Origin of the sequence: Pseudomonas fluorescens, from assembly GCF_902497855.1 — a bacterium.
Lineage (GTDB): Bacteria > Pseudomonadota > Gammaproteobacteria > Pseudomonadales > Pseudomonadaceae > Aquipseudomonas > Aquipseudomonas fluorescens_BI.
This window is the reverse complement of the sequence record NZ_CABVHU010000056.1, coordinates 1-942: the sequence shown is the minus strand read 5'-3', so window position 1 is coordinate 942 and position 942 is coordinate 1. Positions and strand designations below refer to the sequence as shown.

General features: G+C 66.1%; 1 protein-coding gene. It reads right to left on the bottom strand.

Translation table 11 applies throughout. The annotated features are described in order from the left end of the window. Positions 1-942, bottom strand: a 942-nt coding sequence (locus F8N96_RS34820) for an aldehyde dehydrogenase family protein (protein WP_150801642.1), incomplete at both ends; no start/stop codon positions are given.

Genomic DNA, 942 nt, shown 5'->3' with positions numbered 1-942 from the left:
TCGAGCAACAGGCTGACATCCGCCTTGAACAATTGCGGCTGGGCCTGATTCCCTGCCTGCGGGCTACCGGCCAGGTGTTCGATGCCCGAATGAGAAAGCAACTTCTGCAGACCTTGGCCATAGCTGCTCAAGGTCCCGGCATTAAGCATGGTCTGCGCCGGCTGATCGCCCATCAACCCGGCCACCTGCTGCACGAAGGCGCTGAACTGCGGCGAACGAATCCCGATCACCAGGCCCGGATTGGTGCAGAACTGGCCGCAACCCTGTACCACCGACGCGGTCAGGTCCCGGGCCACGTTTTCAGCACGCGCTGCCAGGGCCTGGGGCAGCACGATCACCGGGTTGATGCTCGACATTTCGGCGAATACCGGGATCGGCTGTGGACGGGCGGCGGCCATGTCACACAACGCCCGGCCGCCCTTGAGCGAGCCGGTGAAACCCACCGCCTGGATCGCCGGGTGCTTGACCAGCGCTTCGCCAACCCCGCTGCCGTAGATCATGTTGAACACGCCAGACGGCATCGCGGTTTTGTCTGCGGCGCGCAGGATGGCATCGGCGACCCATTCAGCCGTGGCCATGTGCCCGCTGTGGGCCTTGAACACCACCGGGCAACCGGCGGCCAGTGCCGACGCGGTGTCACCGCCGGCAGTGGAAAAGGCCAAGGGAAAATTGCTCGCGCCAAACACCGCCACCGGCCCGAGGCCGATGCGGTACTGGCGCAGGTCGGGACGCGGCAACGGCTTGCGTTCCGGCAAGGCCCGGTCGATGCGGGCACCGTAGAAATCACCGCGCCGCAGCACCTTGGCGAACAGCCGCATCTGGCCGCTGGTGCGACCGCGCTCGCCTTGAATCCGTGCGGCCGGCAACGCGGTTTCGCGGCAGACCAGGGCGACGAACTCATCGCCCAGGGCATCGAGCTCATCGGCCACCGCATCGAGAAAC